A 17,718-nucleotide genomic window follows, 5' to 3' on the forward strand; every position below is an offset into this window, starting at 1 on the left:
TATTTCTTTGATAGGATAGATATCATTTTCGCGACTGCACTAAACCGCCACAGACGCACCCATTTGGTGCGCCTGTGCACATGGGGCTATTCTGCTGCCCAGTCTGATATAGCTTTGACCTCAAGGAACTCTTCGATGCCCCAGACCCCACCTTCGCGGGCGCGGCCTGACATCTTCATGCCGCCGAAAGGCGAGCCGGCACCGCGGTCCTTGCCGTTCATCTCGATCATGCCTGCCTTGAGCGCCAGCGCCATGCGGTTCCGGCGCGGACCGTCCTGTGTCTGGACATAGTTGGTCAGGCCATAAGGCGTGTCATTGGCAATTTTGATGGCATCGGCTTCGTCCTCAAACGGAATGATCGACAGAACCGGACCAAAGATTTCTTCCTGCGCGATGCGCATATCGTTGCTGACATCAGCAAAGACGGTGGGGCGCACGTAGTAACCTTTGTTCATCCCCTCAGGCAAACCGGGGCCACCGGCGACGAGGCGTGCGCCTTCGTTGATGCCGACTTCAATCATTTCCTGGATTTTGGTCCACTGGGTCTTGTTCACGACGGGGCCGATATGACGGCCCGGCTCTGAAGCAGGGCCGACTTTGACGTTCTTGGCAATCTCGGCGGCTTTCTCAACCGTTTCATCGTAAATCGAACGCTCCACCAGCATGCGGGTCGGCGCGTTGCAGGACTGACCCGAGTTCTGCATGCAATGCAGCACACCGCGCTTGACGGCCTTCTCATCGGCATCTGCAAAAATCACGTTGGCACCTTTACCGCCCAACTCCAGCGTGACGCGCTTCAGGGTTTCAGCGGCAGCGGCTGAGATTGCTTTGCCCGCACGTGTTGAGCCAGTGAAGCTGATCATTGCGACATCAGGATGCGTGGACAGCTGATTGCCGACGCCGGGGCCGTCACCGTTGACAAGGTTGAAGACGCCTGCAGGTACGCCAGCGTCATGCACAAACTCAGCAAAGAGCAGTGATGACAGGGGCGCCTCTTCCGATGGTTTCAGAACCATCGTGCAGCCCGCCAATAGTGCAGGTATCACCTTGAGCGTCACCTGATTCATCGGCCAATTCCAAGGAGTGATCAGACCGACCACGCCGATCGGCTCCATTGCGATCCGGTCGTTTGGTGCATGTGGGCCAAGCGGGCGGATCCATTCGATTTCCTTGAATGCCTCGAGCGCGTTTTCCAGATGCCATGGCAGGCAAGGTGCTTGACTGGAGCGCGCCATATCGATGGGCGCGCCCATCTCAATGCTGATCGCCTCGGCCATCTCCTCGACCCTTGCCTCGTATTGGGCAAGGATGCCTTTGACGTAGTCGGCACGCTTTTCCGGCGGTGTGGCGGCCCATGAGGGAAAGGCGGCGGTCGCGGCAGCAACGGCGGCGTCTGTGTCGGCCTGATCGCCGAGTGAGATGATGGCGCAGACATCCTCTGTCGAGGGATCAATCACGTTGTGGTCATGCGCGACAACAGGGGGCACCCAAGCGCCGTTGATGTAGAAGTCCCGTTTCTCGATCATGCTTCGTCTCCCTGATTAAGTCAGCCTGTTCCGGCTCGCGCCGTCATTTCAGAACGGCTGTTCATAGCGATGAGTGTCACATCGACTTATATTACGGCAAGAGCAAAACAAGAGAGGACATGAGATGTCACTGCGTATCAACGACACAATCCCCGATCTGACCGTAGAGACCGATCAGGGCACGTTTTCCCTGCACGAGTGGATCGGCGATGATTGGGCAATTCTGTTTTCCCACCCCAAGGATTTCACACCTGTCTGCACGACCGAATTCGGTGCTGTGGCCCAGCTTGCCGATGAATGGGCAAAGCGCGGGACCAAGGTGATCGGTGTCAGTGTCGACGGCGTTGAGGATCATAAGAAGTGGAAAGCGGATATTGAAACTGTCGGCGGCGCGCCTGCCGGTTTCCCGATCATCGCGGATGCGGGTCTTGAGGTGTCCAAAGCTTTCGACATGTTGCCTGCAGAGGCCTATCTGCCCGATGGCCGCACGCCTGCCGATAGTGCCACCGTGCGCTCGGTCTTCATCATCGGGCCGGACAAGCAGTTGAAGCTGTCGATGACCTATCCGATGACCGTGGGCCGCAATTTTGCCGAAGTACTGCGGGCGCTGGATGGGCTGCAGACATCGACTGGCCGCGGGGTGGCGACACCGGCAAACTGGAATGTCGGTGATGATGTGATCATCCCGGCAACCGTCAGCGACGCGGATGCGAAGGAGAAGTTTGGCGATTTCGAGACCGTGCTGCCATACCTGCGGAAGACCAAGCTGAAGGACTGACCTTCAGCACCGGAAAAGAAAAAGGGCCCGCCAGCGATGCTGACGGGCCCAGTTTTTTGGGAAATGCGGGGGCGTCTTACTCGGACGCTTCCTCTTTCTTGATTTCTTCGCCTGACTCCTGATCGACCATTTTCATGGCCAGACGGACTTTGCCGCGATCATCGAACCCCAAGAGCTTGACGTAGACTTCCTGACCTTCCTTCAGAACATCCGAAGGGTGGTTCAGGCGGCGGTTCTCAATCTGGGACACATGGACCAGACCGTCACGCTTACCAAAGAAGTTCACGAAGGCACCAAAGTCTACGACCTTCACGACCGTCCCTTTATAAATCACGCCTTCTTCCGGCTCTGCCACGATCGAGTGGATCATGTCATAGGCCTTCTTGATCGCTTCGGCGTCGTTCGAGGCCAGCTTGATTACGCCGTCGTCGTTGATATCGACCTTGGCACCGGATGTTTCCACGATCTCACGGATGACCTTACCGCCCGAACCGATCACTTCACGGATCTTGTCGGTTGGGATCTGCATTGTTTCGATCTTGGGCGCGTGGACGCTGAATTCGTTTGCGCCTGTCAGGGCTTTGCCCATCTCGTTCAGGATATGCAAACGGCCGGCTTTCGCCTGTTCCAGAGCTTTCTTCATGATCTCTGGCGTAATGCCTGCGATCTTGATGTCCATCTGCAGCGAGGTGATACCGTTTTCGGTACCGGCCACTTTGAAGTCCATGTCGCCCAGGTGATCTTCGTCACCCAGAATGTCGGACAGAACAGCGTAAGAGCCGTCTTCTTCCATCACCAGACCCATGGCCACACCTGCAACCGGTGCTTTCAGAGGCACACCGGCGTCCATCATCGACAGCGAGCCGCCGCAGACAGAAGCCATCGAGCTTGAGCCGTTGGATTCGGTGATCTCGGAGACCACGCGGATGGTGTAGGGGAAGTCGGTTGGCGCAGGCAGAACAGCCTGCAGCGCACGCCATGCCAGCTTGCCGTGACCGATTTCACGACGACCGGGCGAACCCACGCGGCCAACTTCACCAACCGAATATGGCGGGAAGTTGTAGTGCAGCATGAAGTTGGCCTTATACATGCCGGTCAGCGCGTCGATCATCTGCTCGTCGTCGCCGGTGCCCAATGTGGTCACAACCAGACCTTGGGTCTCGCCGCGTGTGAACAGGGCCGAACCGTGGGTCCGTGGCAGGATGCCGGTCTCGGATACGATCGGACGGATCTCATCCAGTGCACGGCCGTCGATACGGCGGCCGTTTTTGACCACATCGCCACGCAGAACAGAGGATTCCAGCTTTTTCAGCGCGGGGCCGAGGTTCGCATCTTCCTGCTGTTCTTCGGTCAGACCTTCGATGATCTCGGCCTTGACGGCAGCAACGGTGGTTGTGCGTTCCTGCTTGTCGGTGATCGCATAAGCGGCGCGCATTTTGTCTTCACCAGCGGCTTTCACGGCCTCATAGAGGTCGGAATAGTCGGGTGCTTCGAACTGGAACGGCTCTTTCGCGGCTTCTTCGGCCAGATCGATGATCAGGTCGATGACAGGCTGGATCTGCTCGTGGGCGAATGTCACCGCACCCAGCATTTCGTCCTCAGTCAGTTCGTAGGCTTCCGACTCCACCATCATCACGGCGTCTTTTGTGCCGGCGACAACAAGGTCCAGACGTTGCTCTGGGTTCATGCGCAGATTGTGCATGTCGTCGATTTCAGGGTTCAGGATGTATTCGCCATCCTCGAAACCAACGCGGCAGGCTGCAATCGGACCCATAAATGGTGCGCCAGAGATTGTCAGCGCAGCGGAGGCCGCAATCATCGCGACCATGTCAGGATCGTTGACCATGTCGTGGCTCAGCACCGTGCACATGACCAGAACTTCGTTTTTGAAGCCAGGCACGAAAAGCGGACGGATTGGACGGTCGATCAAGCGCGCAGTCAGCGTCTCTTTTTCGGTTGGACGTGCTTCGCGCTTGAAGAAGCCACCGGGTACTTTACCGGCAGCATAGTATTTCTCTTGGTAGTGCACGGTTAGCGGAAAGAAATCCTGCCCCGGCTTTTGTTGCTTGGCGAATGTCACGTTTGCCATGACAGAGGTTTCACCAAGGGTGGCAATCACGGTGCCGTCTGCCTGACGCGCAACCTTGCCTGTTTCCAGTGTCAGCTTGTCCTCGCCCCACTGAATTGATTTTTTCACTTCGTTGAACATTATGTTTTCCTAGTTGGCCACGGTTGGCCTTTTGCGTAGGGGGCGTATTCCCCCTCATCCCGGTATCTTGCTTAGGCGCTGGGATGCGGGCGCCGCTTCTTTCAAGATGCGCGGGCCATAACGCAGATTATGCAATTTGAAAAGTGATAGTTCATCGCGTGCAGTCGCTGGCAATTGCGCTGCGGTGTCTAGGTATCGCCAAGCGCGGAAATCACGGCCTTTGCCAGCGGGAGCGACGAGTATCCGACGCGGGACGGCGTTAAACCGAGGCGCACGATCACGAGGTCTCTCGACGGGAATATCGCCATCGACTGCCCATCGTGGCCCCGCAGCCAGACGGCGTCTTCAAACGGGGGACGATCGCCGGAGGCTTCGCGCCAAAGATGCCCGCGCGCGTATAGACCTTCCGAAGTTTCGACCGGCTCAAACATCCAATCGACGTAGCCTTCGGGCAAAATCCTTTGCCCGTCCCAGACGCCATCCTGCAGCAAGAACAGACCAAAGCGCGCCCAGTCTCTGGCTGTTGCATACATGTAGCTTGATCCGACGAAGGTGTCCGATGCATCGGTTTCTAGCGTTGCTGATGTCATTCCCAGCGGGGCGAACAGTATCGTTTGCGGATAGAGAAGCGCAGCCTCGCCCAGTTTGTCCTGCCATACGCGAGACAGCATCGTTGAAGTACCAGACGAATAATTGAAAAAACTGTTTGGCGCGGCTTCAGTGGGGTTAGTGGCAGCAAACTCGGCCATGTCATCTGTGAGATACAACATCCGTGTGACATCCGACACGCTGCCGTAGCCCTCGTTCCATGTAAGCCCGCTTGTCATCGCAAGCATGTCAGACACGGTGATCTCAGCACGATTGTCTTCTTGCCAATTGTTGAAGACCTCAGTCAGGTCATCGTCCAACGACAACTCCCCAGATTGGATCAAAGTGCCGATCAGGGCTGCCGTCACCGTTTTCGTCATGGACCAGCCCAGCAACGGCGTTTGAGCGGAAAAGCCGTCTGCATAAGTCTCGCCGATAATACGGCCGTTTTGGACGATCACGACCGCCCGATAGCCTTGGCCCAGCAGATCTTCGTCAGAAAGCACACTTTCGATTTCGGGGTTTTGTCGTGGCACAACCTCCTGACCCTCAGGCCAGATCCCCGATCCCGACGATTGCATTGCTGGTACTGTGGCGTCGCTGAGGGCCACGTGATGCCTGTTGGTGCAGCCAAGGCCCGTGCGGTGTTGCGCGACCGCCGGCGCTGCAAATCCAAACATCTGCGCAGATACAGTGTTTTCTTCTTGGTCAACGTCGACAGTCACATAGCGCAAAATTGGGTGGCCCGGTGCCTGAACATCAATTTTGAGAACGTCGTCAGCGTCACGCCCCGAAATGAAAACGCTTGAGCACACAATCTTCGCCGAATAGTTCGTCGCGACCCTGAGGAGATCAGGTGAAAGGAACCGCAAGTAGAGCGCTGCAGCGATCACCACAATGAGGATAGTGCTTCCAAGAACCTTTGCTGTTCTTGTAACTTGCATGACCGCTTCCACTTCGTTTGCAACGTTTACATGCAACACACTAGGGCCGCGCAAACTGCTGATGCCAGCAGGACGTGGCGTCGCCCACGCAACCGGTGCAACGAAAAACGCCCACCAATTTGGCGGGCGTTTCTGAAACTAAATCGACTTGCTTTTAGCGGCGCAGGCCCAGTTTTTCGATGAGTGCCTTATAGCGCTCTTCATCTTTGGACTTGGTGTAGTCCAGCAGCTTGCGGCGCTGGGCAACCATCTTGAGCAGACCACGGCGGCCGTGGTTGTCTTTCTTGTGCGTCTTGAAGTGCTCTGTCAGCGTTGCGATGCGGCTGGACAGGATCGCGACCTGAACCTCTGGCGAACCGGTGTCGCCTTCCTTGGTCGCAAATTCCTTCAGGATGCGGGCTTTTTCTTCAGCAGTAATCGACATCGGGGTCTCCTTGTTTCTAAAGGTTGATGGCGCAATCCGGGATGTCGTCCAGAAAGGCCCGTGGAGGGTCCGGCAAGGGATTCCCTGCGCGGATGCGTGCGTTTAGGGGGAATCGGTCAAAAAGGAAAGGGGTTTCTTAGGCGGCGATAAGCCTCACCTGATCAAGGTCGAGGGTATCGAGGTTTTTGAAAATCGCGATCACCTCGCCATCGGCGAGCAGGCAAAGTCCCTCCTCTGTCTGATGGGCGAGAAGGGTGGGTGCTTCGCCATGATAGGCGACCTCAATTGTGTCCTTTGCTGGATCAAAGTCTTCGACTGTTACTTTTGCAGTGTCCATCAAAGAAAAGACGTCTGAGCCCATGCCACCGTTCAGCACGTCGCCCTTGTCCCCTTTCAGCGTGTCGTCCCCTTCGCCGCCGTTCAAATAGTCGCGTTCAGCATCACCACGATCAAAGACCGTGTCGTCGCCCATCCCGCCATGCAGCGTGTCAGCACCACCGCCACCCACAAGAGCGTCGCTACCAAAAGACCCCAGGAGCCAGTCGTCACCTTTACCGCCATCGAGGTAGTCTGCGCCGTCTCCGCCATTGAGCGCATCATCGCCTGTTCCACCCAACAGAACGTCATCCCCAAGATGCCCATTCAGCGCGTCATCTCCTGCGCCGCCTTCCAGAATGTCATCACCGCGCCCGCCTTCGAGCGTGTCATGGCCAGCGCCAGCGATCAGATGATCGTCACCTTCCTCACCTTCCAGATGGTCGTCGCCGCCACCGGTAATCACAGTGTCATCGGCATCGCCGGAAAAAACCACGATGTCGTCGTCATGCGATGCGAGAATCTTGTCGAGCGGGATCACAAGGATCTCAGGCGTATGAGCTGTGCCCTCTTCAAGAGGCGGCACTTCACCTGCTTCGTCCTCTGTATCAATCAGCAAGAAGGTCGCAACAGCGGCCCCCATCAAACCGAGGATTGTAAGCATAACACCACCTGTGAGTTTCGAGTCGCCCCCGACCCTTGGGCGAAAATCTAGCAGGTGTGCACCCAAGCATCGCCGCAAATCTTATCAGATGGTTAACGGCTCATTTGGGGTCTCGGGCCAAAGAAGCGGTTTCTGGCTGTAGCTGATGAAGAGGGGGTGTTTGGGATGTCCGTGCTTACTCAATCCAAGCGTGTAAAGCGGCTTGCCGGCCTGCCGAAGGGTGTTTTCCAGTGCAGGACCCCGCCCCAGATGCGCACCATGCGTGCCCCATGCCGCGATGACCTGATCGGCCCATTCCAAACCGTCCATGATCTGATCATCGTTTTCCGGTCCAACAGGGTCAGCGACCTTGCGCATTTTGTGAGGGTCCGTCTCGCGCCACGCGAAGATGTTGGTCACGCGGAATGCGCCAAAGCCCAGTGCCCGTGCGCGACGTTCACAACGCTCGACCGTCGGGTCGTTCTGGACCTCGGTCGCCTTGGAAGGGTTCAGCATGATGAACAAGACGCGCCTACCGTTCGGGTCCCAAGTACGGGTCAACGCGTAGCGGTAGTTTTCGCAATCGGAATAGACCGCCGTCGAGGGCGCGTCGTCTTTGATATGGGTACGGGTGATCACGCGCCGTGATCGACAAAGACACGCGTGGGGTGCAATTCGCCACTCTTGTAGATGCCGACCGCAATCGCCTTGCCCTCAAAAGACGCCCAGACCTCTTCGCCGAACTCCACATCGCTGGCGATGACAGAGGCGGGGTTGCCATTGCGCAGACGCGCAACACTCTCCGCAAGGCAGCGGACCTCGGCCAGATCGGCCAGCCCGACCTCAAGCGGCTGGATATGGGCATCAAGGTCGGGTGTCCGCGCCATGGCATCAATCTGCGTGACCGACAGGCCATCACTCGCCTGAAACGGGCCTGACCAGATACGGCGCAGGGACTTCACGTGGGCCTTGCACCCCAATGCCTCACCCAGATCGCGCGCGATGGAACGAACATAGCCACCCTTGCCGCAGGTCATTTCCAGCACGACATGATCGGCGTCAGGCCGTTCGATCAGCAGCAGTTCCTCGACCCAGAGCGGGCGAGCCGCAAGCTCCATCTCTTCGCCATCGCGGGCCTTTTTGTAGGCGCGCTGTCCATCGACCTTCACCGCAGAAAACTGTGGCGGCACTTGCATGATATCGCCGACAAATCCGCTCAAAGCTGCTTTGATCTCATCGTCTGACGGGCGCAGATCGGAGGATGCGATCACCTCGCCTTCGGCGTCGTCGGTGTTCGTGGCCTGACCCAGCCGGACGGTGAACTCATAGGCTTTCAGCGCATCGGTGATGAAGGGCACTGTCTTGGTTGCCTCTCCCAAGGCCACTGCGAGGACTCCTGTTGCCTCAGGGTCGAGCGTGCCTGCATGGCCCGCCTTCTTGGCATCCAGAGCCCAGCGCACCTTGCCAACAACAGCGGTCGAGGTCATGCCCGCAGGCTTGTCCACCACCAGCCAGCCCGAAATATCGCGCCCTTTACGTTTGCGTGCCATTGCCTTGCCCTTGTCCAGAATGGGCGCTTGCTAGTCAGTGCCGCTCTCAGGGTCAAGCCGCCCTTGTGCGTAGCGGGCAAGGCGCTCTTCCAACGTTCCGCTGTGCAGTTCGAAAAGGTGGTTGTCATGGTCATGAAAATAGATGGACCGGCCTTCGCCAGCGACGCGCGCGCGCCCTTCACGCACATCCAGTCCCAACGATCTGATCCGCGCAAGGCAGCCGTCATACTCCGCATCATCGATCTGGAAGGCAACGTGGTTATAGCTGCGGGACGGCAGAGGCTCGCCCCGCATCGTGGCCACCCAGACGCCGCCGATGTCAAAGAAGCGTTCCTGCGACAGCGAGAACGTCTGATCCCCACTGTCGTAGATTTTGCGGGCACCGAGGACCGTTGTCAGCACCTCTTCCATGCGGTCGAGGTCTGCGACGATAAAAGTGATATGGCTGAGGCCGTTGGTCATTCACCAGACCAGACCATTTCCAGCCGCAATCCGCCCGGTTCGCGGAAGATCATGTGCTTGCGCGGACCTCTGCCCATGAACTCCGGCATGAATTCAATCTCCACATCCGTCATTCCGCGCAGTTTGTCCGCCAGCCGGTTCAGCGTTTTCTCTTCAGGTACACTCAATGCAAGGTGATGCAGTCCAATATTATTGCGGCGATCAAATGCCCGCGCATCCTTGTCAGCTTGCCAGAGCGTAAGTCTGACACTGCCATCGGTGACGGTTGTGCGGGGGTAGCCGGGATCGCGCGCCGTTTCCTCCCAGCCGAGGACATCCACAAAGAATGCGGTGGTCTGATCCAGATCCTTCACGGTCAGGCCAAGGTGGTTGAGCCCTGTTGTTTGTGCCATCTAAGTTGCCTCCAAAACCTCAAGAAATGCCTTGCCAAAGCGTTCGGCGTATTTATCGCCGATCAGCCGCGTGAGGTTATCCATATCCGCGTTCCGCATCTGCGCGACCTTTGCCAGCAAGGATGCAGAACAACTCATCGGTTTGTCCACACCATGCGGGCCGCGCGACAGAGCGGCCTGTGCGGCCATCAGGCGGTCGTAGACCTCGCCCTCGGTCCGGCCTGCAAGCTTACGGCGCATGGGATGCACTTCGGCAACCTCGCCTGCGATGACCTCCAGAAAGGCGCGGCCGTAGTTTTCCAGTTTCTTCGCGCCGACGCCGCCGACATGGGCCATCTCGTCCAGCGTAGTGGGGCGCCTCTCTGCCATTTCGATCAGGGTGCGGTCGTTGAAGATGATATAGGCAGGGACACCCGCCTGTTCGGCCAGCGCGCGGCGTTTGGCCTTGAGCGCCGAAAGCAGCGGCGCGTCTTCTTCGCTGACCATCATCCGCACCTTCGGGCCGCTGCCCTTTGCGGCGCGGATCGTATCGCGGCGCAGATCAATCGTCGCCTCACCGCGCAGAATCGGGCGCGCCTTTTCGGTCATCCGCAAAGCGCCGTGCCGTTCACGGTCAGGGCGCAGCAAGTCATGTCCCATCATCTGACGGAAAATCGCCTGCCATTGGCGTTTGTCATACTCGCGTCCAACCCCAAAGGTCGGCAGGCTGTCATGGCCCCTTGCGGCTATCTTGTCAGTCGTATTTCCCAAAAGTATGTCGATCAGATGCCCCGCACCGAACCATTCGTCGGTGCGTAGCGCCGCTGACAGGGCCATGCGGACGGCAGTCGTTCCGTCAAAGACCTCTGCCGGTTTGTCGCAAAGATCACAGTTACCGCAAGGCATCTGATCCTCGCCAAAATAACCAAGCAGTGTCTGTCTGCGGCAGTGCAAAGCCTCAGCCAGTCCAAGAAGCGCATTCAGACGCCCGTGATCGGCGGCGCGGCGTTCCGGTGGTGCCAGCCCTTCGTCGATCTGCTGGCGGCGAAAGCGGATGTCGTCGGGGCCGAAGAGGGTCAGTGTTTCGGCAGCGTCACCATCGCGACCAGCGCGGCCGATTTCCTGATAATAGGCTTCGATCGACTTCGGCAGATCGGCATGGGCGACCCAGCGGATATCTGGTTTGTCGATGCCCATGCCAAAAGCGACTGTGGCACAGACAATCAGCCCGTCCTCCTGTTGGAAGCGGCGCTCGACGATGCGGCGATCCTCGGCCTCCATCCCACCGTGGTAGTGGCAGGTCGTGTGACCCGCTTCGGCCAATGCGCGGGCGAGCGTTTCGGTCTTGGCGCGGGTGCCGCAATAGACGATGCCGGACTGCCCCTTGCGGGCGGCGGCAAAATTCAGGATCTGCTGGCGCGGGCTGTCCTTGACCGCAAAGGCCAGATGGATGTTGGGTCTGTCAAAGCCTCTGAGAAATGTCGCTGGCTGCTGCCCATCGAACAGCTTGTCTATGATCTCGGCTTGGGTCTCCGCGTCTGCTGTCGCTGTAAATGCAGCTAGGGGAACATCTAGTGTCCGCCGCAGCTCGCCAATGCGCAGATAGTCGGGGCGGAAGTCGTGGCCCCATTGGCTTACGCAGTGCGCCTCATCCACGGCAATAAGGCCTACGCCCGCACGCCGCAGCATGTTCATCGTGCCGCCTGAAGCGAGCCTTTCGGGTGCCATGTAGAGCAGCTTGAGTGTCCCGGCCTCAAGACCAGCCCAGGCCGCGTCTGTCTCTTCCTGCGTATTGCCAGACGTCAGTGCGCCTGCGCTCACGCCCGCTTCTGTCAGTCCGCGTACTTGGTCGCGCATCAATGCAATGAGAGGCGAGATGACAACTGTGACGCCATCTCTGACCAGTGCAGGCAACTGAAAGCACAAAGACTTCCCGCCACCAGTCGGCATGATCGCCAGAGTGTTTTTTCCCTCGATCACCGCATTAACGATGTCTTCCTGTCCGGGGCGGAATTCTTCAAAGCCGAAGATATCTCTGAGAAGAGACTGTGACGTCACTGCCGTGCCTGTTTGTTTTTAGACTGCTCGGCGCGACAGTCCCACGGGTGAGTCTGGGAGGCAAGGCACCCGAACCTTAAGAGACACAAAAAAGGCTGGCGCGTTGTCGCACCAGCCTTCGGTCAGAGACCATTCATCAGAAAGCTTATTCTTCGACAAAGTAGCGCTGTTCGGCAACAACTTCACCGTCCACCTTCAGCAGCGCGATAACGTCGTTGATGGGTGCCACGCCAACATCCACGCGGACGTCGGCATTCGCGCCAGCTGTCACCATTTCAGCGCCGAGAAGCTGGCCGAGTTCACCGCGGTGGAAGTCGTAGATTTCTACGATACCGTCATTTGCAGAGCGGACGAGGCCAAGTTCCAAGGCGGAGTCGGGATCAAGTGCACCTTTGAAGCCGAAGAAGCTGTCTGCGGATGCGGTTGTTGCAGTAGCGGCGATAGTGGCTGCGATAACAGCAAGGGATTTAATGGACATGGTGAGTTCCTTTCACAGTCATTTGGCAGAAATTGCCTGTCTAAGATTTTGTTCGGCCAGCGTTTTACGCCTTTCGATGATTTGAAGATTGGCGGTCAGCGAGGCTCAGAAAAGGCTGAACGACTTCACAAAAATGGTGATGATTGTGATCGGCTTCGGTGCTTGAAAACAGGATAGTCGTACTACAGGTGGCTTTCTGTGCGTAGGTGAACAAAAATAGAAATGTTTGGTGCGAGCAAAATCAGATAGGCTCTCAGAACCGGATCAAATTTATTTCTACTGATCACGTGCTTGATCTTGCGGTGCAGAAGAAAAATTCGAATGTTTCAACCACCGCTCTTGGCTGTGATCGAAAAGTGGACTTTTTGCAGGCGTCTGCTTGCGCGAAACCCCGTTGCCAAGCATCTGCAGACCCCGTAACCCTTGGTGCTCAGGAGGGCTGATGGGCGAAGTTATTTTGATCCGGCACGGGCAGGCCAACTCATCTGCCACCGATGAGGCCAGCTATGATCGCCTCTCGGACCTTGGTCATCGTCAGGCAGTGTGGCTCGGTGATTATTTGCGCGACCGCGAAAAGCCGTTTGACAAAGTCTTGTCAGGCAGCTTGCGCCGGCATCGCGAAACAGCCTCGGGGGTTGGCTATAGCGAACCTGAAATCGATCCGCGGTTGAACGAAATGGACTATTTCAATCTCGGTCAAGCGCTTCAGGATCGCCATGGTGTCCCGTTTCCCGGCCCGGATGAATTTGCCGCGCATGTTCCGCAGGTCCTTGAGGCATGGCACCGTGCCGAGATCAAAGGCGTTGAGACTTTTGCATCATTCGAGGAAAGGGTCGTTTCGGTACTCAAAGAAGCTGCCAAGCCCGGTGTTCGCGTACTTTGCATTACCTCAGGGGGAGTCATTGGGATGATCGTGCGCCATCTTCTAAACCTCGACCCAAAGCGAATGGCGCATGTCTTGCTACCGATCATGAATACGTCTGTGCATCGTGTTCATGTTATCCCGCAAGGGCCGATCCTTGCGGGCTTTAATGCAATCCCACATCTGGATGATCCTTCAAGGGAACACGCCAGAACTCACTATTAGTATGAGGAGGTCAGACGTGCTCAAGCTACACTACGCCCCCAATACCGTGTCTGTTGCGACGGCCATTTTGCTCGAACACATCGGCAAGGATTACGAGACCATCCGCGTGGATTTCACGAAATCCGAACAGACTTCTTACGATTATTTGCAGATCAATCCGAAAGGGCGCGTTCCTGCTTTGGAGACACCAAGCGGAATACTGACAGAAACACCCGCTATTCTTGAATACGTTGCGCCGGATATGGTGCCCGACGACCCTTATGCTGCGGGCACGATGCGTGAGCTCATGTCTTATCTCAATGGGACTGTTCATCCGCACCATGCACATAAGCTACGTGGCAGCCGATGGGCGAGCGAGGAAGCATCGTTCGAGGATATGCGGCGGATGGTACCGCAGCGGATGTCGGACTGTGCCGCACACCTTGAGGAGAACCTTCCCCAATACCCATTCGATGCAGGCGCGTTCGATGTAGTCTCTGATCCGTATCTCTATGTTGTCCTGTCTTGGATGAAAGGCGATGGGGTGCAGATTGAGAACTACCCGCGTCTTGTCGCATTTCAACATCGCATGAATACCTATCCGTCCGTTCAGGCGGCCTACGAGAAAGGCATGTTGTGATGACGCACCTATGGGTCCGCTCTGAGAGCCGTCCAAATGAAGAGAGGGTGGGGCTGACACCGGAGGGCGCGGCCAAGCTGATTGCTGCAGGCTATCAGGTCACTGTCGAAGAGAGCGGCCAGCGCATTATTCCTGTCTCGGCCTATGCTGATGCAGGGTGTGAGATCGCGCCTGAATTCTCTTGGAGCGAAGCACCCGACGATGCGATTATCTTTGGATTGAAGGAATTGCCCGAAGATGGATCGCCATTGCGGCACAGGCACATCATGTTCGGTCATGCCTACAAGGGGCAACCGTCAGGCCAAATCCTGCTGGAACGTTTCAAGGAAGGCGGCGGCATGCTTCTGGACCTTGAGTATCTGACGGATAGCGATGCTCGCAGGGTTGCAGCATTTGGCTATTGGGCCGGTTATGCGGGTGCCGCAGTTGCGCTGATGTGCTGGGTGGCACAGCAGGAAGGCAAGCTTGCCGGCCCGGTCAAAGCTTACCGCAGCGCGAACCACATGCTGATGGAACTGCAACAGGCACTTGTAAACGCCGGAACGCAACGGCCGACGGCACTGATTATCGGCGCGCTCGGTCGGGTCGGCACAGGGGCGGCAGACCTCTGTCAGTCTATGGGTGTGTCAACGACCCGCTGGGATATGCAAGAAACCGCCAGCGGTGGACCATTCCCGGAAGTTCTCAACCATGACATATTCTTGAATTGCATCCTGGCGCGGCCTGGAACGCCGGTGTTTGTTGCGGCGAGTGCCAAGGCCACAGAAAAGGCGCTGACCGTCATCGGAGACATCGCTTGCGATCCTGACAGTGATTTTTCGCCGATCAAGGTCTATGATCGCACGACAACTTGGGACGAACCTGCGCTTCGCGTGGCAGAACGACCTCTACTCGATGTGACGGCAATTGATAACCTGCCTTCTATGCTGCCAGCCGAGAGCAGCGCGGACTTCGCAGACCAGCTCCTGCCGTATCTTCTGACACTTGATGCGATTGATGAAGGTGTCTGGGCGGGCGCACAGGACTGGTACCGGAGGGCAACCGCGTAATGGGGTATATGGTCGATGGCGTTTATCATGTGGGTGATGACGTCACCAAGACGCTTCCTGATGGGCAATGGGAGCGCAGCAGAAGCACTGTTCGCCATTGGATCGGAGAGGGCGAATTTACAGCTGATGCATCGCGTTACCATCTCTTTGTGGCGTGGAATTGCCCTTGGGCGCATCGAACGCTGCTGACGCGTGCAATCATGGGGCTAGAGGACATCACGGTGTCTTATGCCAAACCGAACCGGACAGATCAGGGTTGGGTTTATGATCAGGACGGAGAGTTCTCGGATCCGCTGCTCGGCGTCCGCGCCGTACACGAGGTCTATAGCGCGGACCCGATGCGATATACGGGTCGTCTTACAGTCCCTGTTCTTTGGGACAAGCATACAAACCGCATGGTGAGCAACGAGAGCGCGGATATTGTGCGGATGCTTGGGCAGTCTTTTGACGGACCCGACCTTTACCCACGGGCGCATCAGACTGAAATCGATGACTGGAACGCGCTGATCTACGACACGGTCAACAATGGTGTCTACCGGGCGGGTTTTGCCTCGACGCAGGAAGCTTATCAGAAAGCTGCCTATCAGGTGTTCGAAACACTCGACAAGATTGATGCACATCTGGCTAAGCATGACTGGCTGGCTGGCGAGGCTTTGACAGAGGCTGATATCCGTCTCTTTCCGACGCTTGCCCGATTTGACGTGGCCTATCACTACGCCTTTCGGTGCAATCTCAAGAAGCTTTCTGACTACCCAAACCTTTGGCCCTACGCTAAGCGCATCTACCGCCTCCCAGGTGTTGCAGATACAGTTCGCTTTGAAATCTATAAACGCGGCTACTTCAGCGCGAGCGAGAAGCGCAATCCGCTTGGCATCATCCCGATTGGTCCCACGGTCAACTGGGACTAAGCGGGCCGGTAAAGCGCGTCTTCTTCAGCGCCCGCGTCGATCCCAAGCGCCTCAAGCCCCGCTTCGAGGTGGTCGGCCAGATGCGGGGAGCCCAAGAGATACTCTGCTGTCGGGGTTGTCGCCTCGCGTTCGGCAGTTGCGACCGCTTCGGCGAGATCTTCTGGATCAAAGCTTCCGCGGCCAATCCAGAAGACGGCCACAAGACCATATTGCTCGTCCTCGGTTAGCTGTTCGACGAACCCATAAAATTCACGTTCGGCGCGGTCGATTTCGCGCGCCAGTATGATCACTTCGGCGATTTTGTCGGCAGATATCGGTAACATCGGGGCATCCTCCTAAAGGTAGGAATGCCGCCAATTTCCGATTGCTACATTGATCTAGAGCAAGTGTGATTGCTTTACTTTGCGCCAAACAGGCGGAAGTAAATCCAGTCAGGCAAGAACTGAGACCCGCGAAACACCCAGGAAAACAGCATCGGAAAGCTTTTCTTGAAGCCATCGCTGTTCATATGTTCGACGACTTCTTTGGCGGCCTCTTCAGGTGACATGATGAAAGGCATGTGAAAATCGTTCTTGTCTGTCAGCCTCGTTTTGATGAAGCCCGGATTGATGAGCTGTACGTCAATGTCTGTCTTGTGAAGATCGGCTTGCATGGATTCAGCGAGGGCCATCATTCCGGCTTTCGATGAAGAATACCCGATCGCGCCGGGCAAACCCCTGAAACCAGACAGGGAGCCTACAAGCACGATATGGCCTGCGTTTTTTTCAACCATGCTGTGGATGACTGAGCCGACGACGCGCGACGCGCCGAGGAAGTTGACCTCCCCCATCATGTCGACCTTTTCATTGTCCCATTTCTGAGACTTCATCGGCCAATAAACACCGGCCAGATACACTACACCGTCAAGCTCTCCTGCCTCTTTTGCAGCGGCCTCGACGGCTTCAAGGTTGGCGACATCAACAGGAATGTAGGACGCTTTACCGGGCAGCTCTTCGACGAGTTCCTTAAGACGATCCTCGGAGCGGGCAGAAACAACGACCTCTGCGCCCAATCGGCTGAGCGAGAAAGCAACTTCGCGTCCCAGTCCTTCACTCGCACCAACAAGCCAATAGCGTTTTCCCTGCCAATCTCTCACATCACTCTCCTGCGTATGCTTTCTCTTTTGGTCTCATAGTGGCGACAAGTTCTGCCACCTTGATACCAAACTTCCGAAACTGGCTTCGGTTCATTATTGATCCGTTCGACATCAAATACATCCAGTCGGTCACGTCGAGTGCATGGCCGCCGGCGTCCTCGGTAAGCTTGATCCGATAGTTGAGGAGGACAGCGGACCCTTTTTGTTGGCCCGACCCCGCGCCGACCAGATCCGGTGCCTCGGCTTTGATCCTGCCGTCGTTGCCGAGCGTCAGAGTCCAGACCCGATCCTGAACTGAACCGCTGTCGTAATAGAACTTCTCGGTCATGGTGCCGACATTGCCATCCCAACTTGCTTCGAAATCCGCGACGAAGCGGGACGTGACCTTGCCCGTGGGCCCGTAAATGACACCTTCGCAGATGATAGGGCCGTTGAAATGCTCGCGGATGTCAAAAATGGGCCCGTCAGCATAGTCGTCAGACTTTTGCGCCCAAAACGAGACATATCTTTCCTTCAGAAAGAACGCGATCAGCATCAGGGCAGCGCCAATCAGGATGTAGGTCATAAACGACAT

19 protein-coding genes are annotated in these 17,718 nt (G+C 56.9%); 5 read left to right on the forward strand and 14 right to left on the reverse strand.

The features are described 5' to 3' along the window. Positions 1 to 86: 86 nt before the first annotated feature. Positions 87 to 1,526, reverse strand: a complete 1,440-nt coding sequence (locus BM316_RS12415) for an aldehyde dehydrogenase family protein (RefSeq protein WP_090208986.1) — start codon at positions 1,524 to 1,526, stop codon at positions 87 to 89. A 124-nt stretch (positions 1,527 to 1,650) separates the two neighbouring features. Here BM316_RS12415 and BM316_RS12420 point away from each other — a divergent pair, with 124 nt between their 5' ends. Further along, a complete protein-coding gene (locus BM316_RS12420) occupies positions 1,651 to 2,304 on the forward strand; it encodes a peroxiredoxin (RefSeq protein ID WP_090208988.1) in 654 nt (217 codons plus the stop codon). 76 nt (positions 2,305 to 2,380) lie between these two features. Here the strand turns inward: BM316_RS12420 and pnp are convergent, their stop codons facing one another. The 10 genes from pnp to BM316_RS12470 all read right to left on the reverse strand — a co-directional run bounded on the left by pnp (position 2,381) and on the right by BM316_RS12470 (position 12,346). Beyond that, positions 2,381 to 4,513: a polyribonucleotide nucleotidyltransferase gene (gene pnp / locus BM316_RS12425; protein WP_090208991.1), complete on the reverse strand. Its 2,133-nt coding sequence runs from the start codon at positions 4,511 to 4,513 to the stop codon at positions 2,381 to 2,383. A gap of 188 nt (positions 4,514 to 4,701) precedes the next feature. Continuing rightward, positions 4,702 to 6,045 (reverse strand): serine hydrolase domain-containing protein, encoded by a 1,344-nt coding sequence (locus tag BM316_RS12430; RefSeq protein WP_090209498.1) that lies wholly within the window; start codon positions 6,043 to 6,045, stop codon positions 4,702 to 4,704. 154 nt (positions 6,046 to 6,199) lie between these two features. Beyond that, positions 6,200 to 6,469, reverse strand: a complete 270-nt coding sequence (gene rpsO, locus BM316_RS12435) for a 30S ribosomal protein S15 (RefSeq protein ID WP_090208993.1) — start codon at positions 6,467 to 6,469, stop codon at positions 6,200 to 6,202. A 136-nt stretch (positions 6,470 to 6,605) separates the two neighbouring features. Continuing rightward, positions 6,606 to 7,448, reverse strand: a complete 843-nt coding sequence (locus tag BM316_RS12440) for a calcium-binding protein (RefSeq protein ID WP_242649895.1) — start codon at positions 7,446 to 7,448, stop codon at positions 6,606 to 6,608. An 84-nt stretch (positions 7,449 to 7,532) separates the two neighbouring features. Beyond that, positions 7,533 to 8,066 (reverse strand): DUF1643 domain-containing protein, encoded by a 534-nt coding sequence (locus BM316_RS12445; RefSeq protein ID WP_090208997.1) that lies wholly within the window; start codon positions 8,064 to 8,066, stop codon positions 7,533 to 7,535. Continuing rightward, entirely contained in the window at positions 8,063 to 8,977 is a 915-nt protein-coding gene (truB, locus tag BM316_RS12450; protein ID WP_090208999.1) for a tRNA pseudouridine(55) synthase TruB, read from the reverse strand. The genes BM316_RS12445 and truB overlap by 4 nt, the downstream gene beginning before the upstream one ends. A gap of 30 nt (positions 8,978 to 9,007) precedes the next feature. Continuing rightward, positions 9,008 to 9,439 carry a FosX/FosE/FosI family fosfomycin resistance hydrolase gene (gene fosX / locus BM316_RS12455; RefSeq protein ID WP_090209002.1) on the reverse strand — a complete coding sequence of 144 codons (432 nt, stop codon included), beginning with the start codon at positions 9,437 to 9,439 and terminating at the stop codon, positions 9,008 to 9,010. Continuing rightward, complete coding sequence (locus BM316_RS12460) at positions 9,436 to 9,831, reverse strand: VOC family protein (RefSeq protein WP_090209005.1); 396 nt, start codon at positions 9,829 to 9,831, stop codon at positions 9,436 to 9,438. The genes fosX and BM316_RS12460 overlap by 4 nt, the downstream gene beginning before the upstream one ends. Next, entirely contained in the window at positions 9,832 to 11,868 is a 2,037-nt protein-coding gene (gene recQ, locus BM316_RS12465; RefSeq protein ID WP_090209008.1) for a DNA helicase RecQ, read from the reverse strand. A gap of 145 nt (positions 11,869 to 12,013) precedes the next feature. Next, a complete protein-coding gene (locus BM316_RS12470) occupies positions 12,014 to 12,346 on the reverse strand; it encodes a hypothetical protein (RefSeq protein WP_090209010.1) in 333 nt (110 codons plus the stop codon). Positions 12,347 to 12,788: 442 nt separating this feature from the next. Between BM316_RS12470 and BM316_RS12475 the strand changes: the two genes are divergently transcribed. From BM316_RS12475 to BM316_RS12490, 4 genes are read left to right on the forward strand one after another with little or no spacing between them, the layout of a single operon-like run. Next, the gene (locus BM316_RS12475; protein ID WP_090209011.1) at positions 12,789 to 13,433 is read left to right on the forward strand and encodes a histidine phosphatase family protein; all 645 of its coding nucleotides are present in this window, start codon (positions 12,789 to 12,791) and stop codon (positions 13,431 to 13,433) included. Between the two features lie 16 nt (positions 13,434 to 13,449). Beyond that, positions 13,450 to 14,052 (forward strand): glutathione S-transferase family protein, encoded by a 603-nt coding sequence (locus BM316_RS12480; RefSeq protein ID WP_242649896.1) that lies wholly within the window; start codon positions 13,450 to 13,452, stop codon positions 14,050 to 14,052. Next, positions 14,052 to 15,101 carry a saccharopine dehydrogenase gene (locus tag BM316_RS12485; RefSeq protein ID WP_207493695.1) on the forward strand — a complete coding sequence of 350 codons (1,050 nt, stop codon included), beginning with the start codon at positions 14,052 to 14,054 and terminating at the stop codon, positions 15,099 to 15,101. The genes BM316_RS12480 and BM316_RS12485 overlap by 1 nt, the downstream gene beginning before the upstream one ends. Then, positions 15,101 to 16,009 (forward strand): glutathione S-transferase family protein, encoded by a 909-nt coding sequence (locus BM316_RS12490; protein WP_090209020.1) that lies wholly within the window; start codon positions 15,101 to 15,103, stop codon positions 16,007 to 16,009. Before BM316_RS12485 ends, BM316_RS12490 begins: the two co-directional genes overlap by 1 nt. Here the strand turns inward: BM316_RS12490 and BM316_RS12495 are convergent. The 3 genes from BM316_RS12495 to BM316_RS12505 all read right to left on the reverse strand — a co-directional run bounded on the left by BM316_RS12495 (position 16,006) and on the right by BM316_RS12505 (position 17,718). Further along, positions 16,006 to 16,332 carry a DUF3775 domain-containing protein gene (locus tag BM316_RS12495; RefSeq protein ID WP_090209022.1) on the reverse strand — a complete coding sequence of 109 codons (327 nt, stop codon included), beginning with the start codon at positions 16,330 to 16,332 and terminating at the stop codon, positions 16,006 to 16,008. The two genes, BM316_RS12490 and BM316_RS12495, sit on opposite strands and share 4 nt — an antisense overlap. A 74-nt stretch (positions 16,333 to 16,406) precedes the next feature. After that, entirely contained in the window at positions 16,407 to 17,144 is a 738-nt protein-coding gene (locus tag BM316_RS12500; protein ID WP_090209025.1) for an SDR family NAD(P)-dependent oxidoreductase, read from the reverse strand. A 1-nt stretch (position 17,145) separates the two neighbouring features. After that, entirely contained in the window at positions 17,146 to 17,718 is a 573-nt protein-coding gene (locus BM316_RS12505) for a DUF3833 domain-containing protein (RefSeq protein ID WP_090209028.1), read from the reverse strand.

Source organism: Yoonia litorea, assembly GCF_900114675.1.
Lineage (GTDB): Bacteria > Pseudomonadota > Alphaproteobacteria > Rhodobacterales > Rhodobacteraceae > Yoonia > Yoonia litorea.

Bases quoted from the DNA above. Each gene is read 5' to 3' on its own strand.
- BM316_RS12505 (WP_090209028.1), bottom strand. From the start codon at position 17,718: ATGTCGTTTATGACCTACATCCTGATTGGCGCTGCCCTGATGCTGATC.
- truB (WP_090208999.1), bottom strand. From the start codon at position 8,977: ATGGCACGCAAACGTAAAGGGCGCGATATTTCGGGCTGGCTGGTGGTG.
- fosX (WP_090209002.1), bottom strand. From the start codon at position 9,439: ATGACCAACGGCCTCAGCCATATCACTTTTATCGTCGCAGACCTCGAC.
- BM316_RS12485 (WP_207493695.1), top strand. From the start codon at position 14,052: ATGACGCACCTATGGGTCCGCTCTGAGAGCCGTCCAAATGAAGAGAGG.
- BM316_RS12430 (WP_090209498.1), bottom strand. From the start codon at position 6,045: ATGCAAGTTACAAGAACAGCAAAGGTTCTTGGAAGCACTATCCTCATT.
- rpsO (WP_090208993.1), bottom strand. From the start codon at position 6,469: ATGTCGATTACTGCTGAAGAAAAAGCCCGCATCCTGAAGGAATTTGCG.
- BM316_RS12415 (WP_090208986.1), bottom strand. From the start codon at position 1,526: ATGATCGAGAAACGGGACTTCTACATCAACGGCGCTTGGGTGCCCCCT.
- BM316_RS12470 (WP_090209010.1), bottom strand. From the start codon at position 12,346: ATGTCCATTAAATCCCTTGCTGTTATCGCAGCCACTATCGCCGCTACT.
- BM316_RS12440 (WP_242649895.1), bottom strand. From the start codon at position 7,448: ATGCTTACAATCCTCGGTTTGATGGGGGCCGCTGTTGCGACCTTCTTG.
- BM316_RS12495 (WP_090209022.1), bottom strand. From the start codon at position 16,332: ATGTTACCGATATCTGCCGACAAAATCGCCGAAGTGATCATACTGGCG.
- BM316_RS12420 (WP_090208988.1), top strand. From the start codon at position 1,651: ATGTCACTGCGTATCAACGACACAATCCCCGATCTGACCGTAGAGACC.
- BM316_RS12475 (WP_090209011.1), top strand. From the start codon at position 12,789: ATGGGCGAAGTTATTTTGATCCGGCACGGGCAGGCCAACTCATCTGCC.
- pnp (WP_090208991.1), bottom strand. From the start codon at position 4,513: ATGTTCAACGAAGTGAAAAAATCAATTCAGTGGGGCGAGGACAAGCTG.
- BM316_RS12490 (WP_090209020.1), top strand. From the start codon at position 15,101: ATGGGGTATATGGTCGATGGCGTTTATCATGTGGGTGATGACGTCACC.
- BM316_RS12460 (WP_090209005.1), bottom strand. From the start codon at position 9,831: ATGGCACAAACAACAGGGCTCAACCACCTTGGCCTGACCGTGAAGGAT.